This window comes from Bacteroidales bacterium, from assembly GCA_035353855.1.
In the GTDB taxonomy this organism is placed as follows: domain Bacteria; phylum Bacteroidota; class Bacteroidia; order Bacteroidales; family CG2-30-32-10; genus DAOQAK01.
The window spans coordinates 1-6,227 of the sequence record DAOQAK010000087.1 but is presented as its reverse complement, the minus strand read 5'-3'; the positions used below and the strand labels follow the sequence as shown (position 1 = coordinate 6,227).

At 37.0% G+C, this 6,227-nt stretch carries 4 protein-coding genes; all 4 read right to left on the bottom strand.

The features are described from left to right. Positions 1 to 1,130 (bottom strand): restriction endonuclease subunit S (locus tag PKK00_14955; GenBank protein HNW99704.1); only part of this gene is annotated, 1,130 nt, incomplete at its 3' end. Beyond that, the gene (locus PKK00_14950) at positions 1,127 to 2,689 is read right to left on the bottom strand and encodes a type I restriction-modification system subunit M (GenBank protein ID HNW99703.1); all 1,563 of its coding nucleotides are present in this window, start codon (positions 2,687 to 2,689) and stop codon (positions 1,127 to 1,129) included. The genes PKK00_14950 and PKK00_14955, both read right to left, overlap by 4 nt. Positions 2,690 to 2,819: 130 nt before the next feature. After that, positions 2,820 to 3,749 (bottom strand): hypothetical protein, encoded by a 930-nt coding sequence (locus PKK00_14945; GenBank protein ID HNW99702.1) that lies wholly within the window; start codon positions 3,747 to 3,749, stop codon positions 2,820 to 2,822. 167 nt (positions 3,750 to 3,916) lie between these two features. Then, positions 3,917 to 5,767, bottom strand: a complete 1,851-nt coding sequence (locus PKK00_14940; protein ID HNW99701.1) for a DUF262 domain-containing protein — start codon at positions 5,765 to 5,767, stop codon at positions 3,917 to 3,919. Positions 5,768 to 6,227: the final 460 nt, after the last annotated feature.

Below are 6,227 nucleotides of genomic sequence, written 5' to 3'. Positions count from 1 at the left end.
TCGTACTGCTTCCGGCGGGCGGCTATTTCGGCAGGTATTCCGCCGGTGGCTGAGCCTGTCGAAGACACCAACGCATCAAATTTATCCAATATCCCTACTATTCGTTCCTGCTCCGTAAGGGGTGGAAGGGGGATTTTGATTTTTTCAACCACTTCACGTGATAAACGTGGTACGCTTGCTCTTCTTACTCTTGAATACAGGTAGTTTTGATTGCAAAGTAAAAAATAATATAAAAATTTACTATTTAGATTATCAGGGCATAAGCATAAGAAACAATCATCAGCAGCCCAAAAGTCAACATCGCTATAACCTATGTCTCCTGCTGCTCCTGCACTTATTATAAAAGTAGTATTAGCTTTATAATTACTTTTATCAAAGTAACCTAATGGTTTCATGCTATTTTGATAAACAGGATATTTTCCGCTCTCTAAAAGTTGATTTCGCACCACACGTACTCCTCTTTGAATATTTCCTATTTCCCCCAACGTCTTCCACTCCACTTCCTTTCCTTCAAAATTCAACAGTTGGTTGCGGTAGTGTTCGTATTGTTTGCGGCGGGCTTCGAGTTCGGCTTGCAGTGAGCCATCTAAGGCGGTAAAGGTATCGAGGATCCTTACTATTTCCTGCTGTATGGGAAGAGGGGGGATGGGAATTTTATAATTTGAAAGCCAGATTGTACTCATATTCTTTTGGCCTGCCCCTGACGATGAATTCATAGCATCCCTTTCAAATTCGTTTTGATCAAAGAAGTGAAATAAAAATCTAATTAATACTTTGTTATTATCTATTACTCGTATACATGCTACTCGTTGATTTAATCCAGCAGGTAGATGTTTGTTTGAAATAATTGCAACACGACCAACATTGCCAGTCAAGGACATGACTAAATCATTTTCATATAATAAATAATTTTCAATTTCATTTAATGTTTGTATTGGATAAAATATTAAACTTTCACCTGATATTCGACCCTTTTGAACATCAGAAATTCTTATCACACGAACTCCGTCTTTACTATATAGTTTACTTTTAAATGCATAACCGTTTAAAATATATGCGACTTCCCCCAATTCCTTAAACTCCACCCCCTCCGGGCATAGTTCTTCAATCAGTTGTTTAATTCTGTTCATAATGCTGCTCCTTCCAGTTCGGCAACGATGGCATCAATTTCGGTACGTAGCTGGTTCTGGCGTTCCACCAGTTCGGCTATTTCGGCATTCAGTGCGGTAATATCCACCAGTTCACGGGTATCTTCCTGCGCCACGTAGCTGGTTACCGAGAGGTTGTAGTCGTTGGCAGCTACATCGGCATTATCCACCAGGGCAGCGAAATAGGGATTGTCCTTTCGCTCTTTGAATGCATTCAGAATAGCAAGCCGGTTTTCTTCGGTCAGCTTGTTTTTGTTTCCGGCTTTTACAAACTGGGCAGAAGCATTGATAAACAGCGTTTTGTTGTCGGTCTTGCTCTTTTTCAGCACAATAATGCAGGTGGCAATTCCCACCCCGAAAAACAGGTTGGCAGGCAGCTGAATAATGGTATCAATGTAGTTGTTATCCACGAGGTATTTGCGGATTTTCTGCTCGGCGCCGCCCCGGTACAGCACACCCGGAAACTCTACAATGGCAGCCGTTCCGGTAGTGGAAAGCCACGAAAGCATGTGCATGGTAAACGCCAGGTCGGCATTGTTTTTGGGAGCCAGCACACCGGCAGGCGAAAAGCGGGGGTCGTTGATCAGCAGCGGATTATTGTCGCCATCCCACTTGGTGGAGTAAGGCGGATTGGAAACAATGCAGTCGAAAGGTTCATCGTCCCAGTGTTTCGGGTCGGTGAGGGTATCGCCGTTGGCTATGTTGAATTTCTCGAAATTGATATCGTGCAGAAACATGTTGATACGGCACAGGTTGTATGTGGTAATGTTGATCTCCTGCCCGAAGAACCCCTGACGGACATTGTTCTTGCCGAGCACTTTGGCAAATTTAAGCAGCAGCGAACCCGATCCGCAGGCGGGGTCGTACACTTTGTTCACGCTTTTCTTGCCTACCACGGTAATCTCGGCAAGCAATTCCGACACTTCCTGCGGGGTGAAAAACTCACCGCCCGATTTGCCGGCATTGCTGGCATACATGGTCATCAGAAACTCGTAGGCATCGCCAAAGGCATCAATGGTGTTGTCCTCGAAATTGCCCAATTGCAGCCCGTTCACCGCTTCGAGAATTTTCACCAGGAGTTCGTTGCGCTTGATCACGGTACCGCCCAGCTTGTTGCTGTTCACGTCTATATCGTCGAACAAGCCTTTCAGATCATCTTCGCTGTCGAAACCTTTGGCAGAGTTTTCAATGTTCTTAAAAACATTGCTCAGGGTTTCGTTCAGGTTGGGATTGTTGCGGGCATTGCGGCACACGTTGACAAATAAATCGGAAGGCAGCATGTAAAAACCTTTTTCTTTCACTGTGTCGGCGCGGCCAAATTCAGCTTCGGCATCCGGAAGTTGAGCATAATCAAAATCTTTGTTTCCGGCACGGTGTTCTTCGCGGTTGAGGAAGGTGGTGAGGTTTTCCGAAATAAAGCGGTGGAACAGAAATCCCAGTACATACGATTTGAAATCCCATCCATCCACGGCACCCCGCAGGTCGTTAGCAATTTGCCATATAGCACGGTGAAGCTCGTCGCGTTGTTGTTCTTTGGTCATAGTATAGTTAATAATTTGATTTGATAAGTTTTCAGCAAATATATGATTAATAAGTTTTGTAAAAATTGAGACTAATAAGAATTGATATTAGTAATTAATTGTTATATGAAGTTTTAAGAGGGAGCGTCTTTTAATTTATCTTTTGTGTCACCCAATTCAATAAGCCCAAATCTATAATTAATTCCGCAAGTACTTGTCCTGTTAATAATGTAACATTCTCCGGATAGTTATGAAGTTTAAGTAACGAACGGTCTGGTTTAAAAACAACAAAAAATAATTCCTTATAACCTAACCCGGTAAATTGTTCAGCGTATTCCTCAAATTCTTGTTTCCCTGCAGAGGCCTTAACTTGCACCTGATATAAATCTTTTGTTATCGGGTCTTCTAATTCCAGGTCTACATATTTCATTTTTTCACCAAGCCTACTTATTCTTCGCCAACCACTTTGTCTAAATATTAAATCTGCTAAAGTTTCTAAATCTTTCCAATGTAACTCTGCAAATGCTTTCTGAATAAAATCGCACAACTCAGCTTTTTTCTTTTCAATTTGGTCAATAATGGGGCTTTTTTCAGCATTAATAATTCGTTTTAATGTGTCTTTTTCTTCAATACTGCATAATGTAGCTCTATATCCTTGTGTCTTGGAGATTCTTCCTGATATTTGATTGATATAAAGAATCTTCCCATCAATTGCGTTACAAGTCCACTTCATTTTCGTTGTCCGAAATTTTGATTTTTCATCTTGTTGCATTATGGTGTTATCTAAAACACACCAATAAAGTTTCCCGTCAAAAAAAGTGATAAAAATGTCCTCATCGGTTGCTTCACAAAATGATTTTAGCGCGTTAAAATCTTGTGTTGCTCCATTCTTCTTTTCACGTATTTTAAAGTCTTTTTCTATTTCCAATCTTATTTTCGCCCAGTCTTTTTTTTGAATATCATTAATGTCTATATCAGACCATCCAATTCGCGCTTTGTCTCCGTTTTTCAAATCATCTTCCCATTTTCCTTGTTCCCCAAGTTTCAGATAGAATGCTCGTTTAAAATTTATTGGTTCCATATTTTTTTAATTAAGTTATACATAAGGGCTGCTGTTTGTATATCCGCTGGGTATTTCCCGCTGTTGTGGTTGAGTATTTCGGTTGTCATCTCATGTCTTACCTGTCTAATCCCTGATCACCCGCCGGTTATACAAACTTGCTGTTGGCAGCTGGTGTTCGCTTGTCATTACTTATTAAAAATAAACTTTACAATTCTTTCAACAGCTTTATTTGTAGCTTTATCAATGTCATCTTTTGTCCAAGTATCATTAGGATATTTAGTCAGAGCTTGTGCAATTGCATATCCACTGTCTTTGTATCCTGATTTATCCTTAATAGAGTTTTGCTTTTTTGTTTTAAACCATTCTCTACCTATTGACTTATTTATATCTTCCTCAAGTAATATTTTATTACCCAGTTTGTTTACTATACCATTAAACTCTTCTTTGTTATTAATACCCGCATCTGTTTGTATTGTGGTAATATTTCGACCACTTGCAGGCATAATATGCTCAATATTTACATTTTCTGCAAAATCAAAATTGACACTTTTACTTTTTGAAAAAGCATATTCATTAATAAATACAAGAAGGTTTTTATCATATTCAAAAATGGATTCTTTTATGCTATCTTCAGTCCAATTTCTGCTAATATGCTGGTTAAAATTATTTTTAATTGTTTCAATTGAAATGTTTTTATCGACCAATTTAATATTTTCAGCAAACAAAAAAGATTTGAATTTAGCACTTGAATATCCTGAATCGCTTAATTCTAAAACTGTAAACAATCTCAATAGAATTTCACATATATCCAAAACATTCTCCTCTGTAATTTCTTCCGTATCAAAGCGATACAAATAACCTGATAAAAATAACTTGGCATTTTCATTACACTTTAAAAGTAATTTGACAATTGGGTAGTCTTCTACAACATTCCATATCTTTGTTATTTTATTCAAGTTTTTGCAAAGCCCTAGAGGATTATGCAATAAATTTCTCGGTGATTTAATGCCAAAATCATCTTCATCTTTGTAATATTTTCTTAAACCTGGAGTAGTTACATCAACTGATTCCTTACCATCTCCTTTTGTAGTAACATATTCCTTATTTAAGGCACGATTGATATACATAAATTGTTGTAATACCGAGTCGATGTCAATAATTTTTTTGGTGTTTAATTCGTACGCCAATTTGTTAATACTTTCCCATTGCTCTTTAAATTCATTTCTGTCTTCTCCTGACTTTGAATATAGTAAAGCCGAAATAATATCTGCATCTGCAAGAGGAAGTCCAGTAGAATTAAGAGAATTAAACATTGTGATTGCTTGTTCTATATCCCAACTTCTGATTTCAATTACTTGGCAATTATCCAAAAATATTCTTGCAAATTGATTCAATTGGGCATCGCTTTTTTCTTGTAACTTGTTGTAGAAGTATTTAAAATTACGGAAGTGATTAGTGTATTTATTGTCCTTTTGCTTGCGCGGAATCTTATAAACATTTTGCTCAGCAGTATGAAAGTCCGTTGCTTCAATAATTTTCTTTACTTCTTCTAAATGCAACTCATTAATAGAGGTGTTTTCAATTATCACTATGTTTTGGGACTTAGTATTATCTTTCAACATTAAAGGAATTTCTTCATCTTCGGCTTTATATAAAATTTTCATAATTAGATTCCTTTTTGCAATAAGTCCAGCTTTCAAAGCAGCTGAATCTTCATCGTTTGGAGTTTCAATTATGACAAAATTCAATCTTATCAACAAAGCCTTAAGCAATAACAAAAATGTCGTTGTCCGTTGCTGTCCGTCAATTAAACTTAATCTATTGGGTTTTGAGCAATCCACTATGATTGTACCAAAAAAATAGGGGTCACTGGCGTTTGAAGAAATAAATGTTTCAATATCTTGCCACAATTTATCACAGTGTGAAATACCCCAAGAATAACTGCGTTGATATTCTGGAATTACAAAATTTTCGGATTTTCCAAGTTTTAGGTATCCGCTAATCGGTTTTAGATTTGGTTCAATGTTTTTTGTCATTTTGCTCTTTTTTATCTGTTATTTTTTCTCACTTTAATTTTCAATTTGCACTGTATGTCACACTTGGTGCCAACATTTGTGTTGCAGTATGTCCGTATACAATCTATTTGTAAGCGATTGTAAACGGTTTTCAAAAATACAAATATTTTAAATTAAAGAAAACATATAGCTAATATTTTTAAAAGGAAATATTAAAACAATATTATCTTTGCTTGGTAGATAGCCTATAATATGCCCTGTATGTTTAAGGACTGAAAAAAGAAAAATGTTTATTAATAAAAGAAAACAAAATGAACAGGTGCTTATTTCAGTTGCATTTATGCCCCTTATATGACAATAGATATAGTTACATTTATGGTTACAAAAAAAAAGAGCTCAACTTTATTAAACGCTGAACTCTTTATTTATCTAGTGACCCCGACAGGATTCAAACCTGTAACCCTGCCCGACTGACATCGGT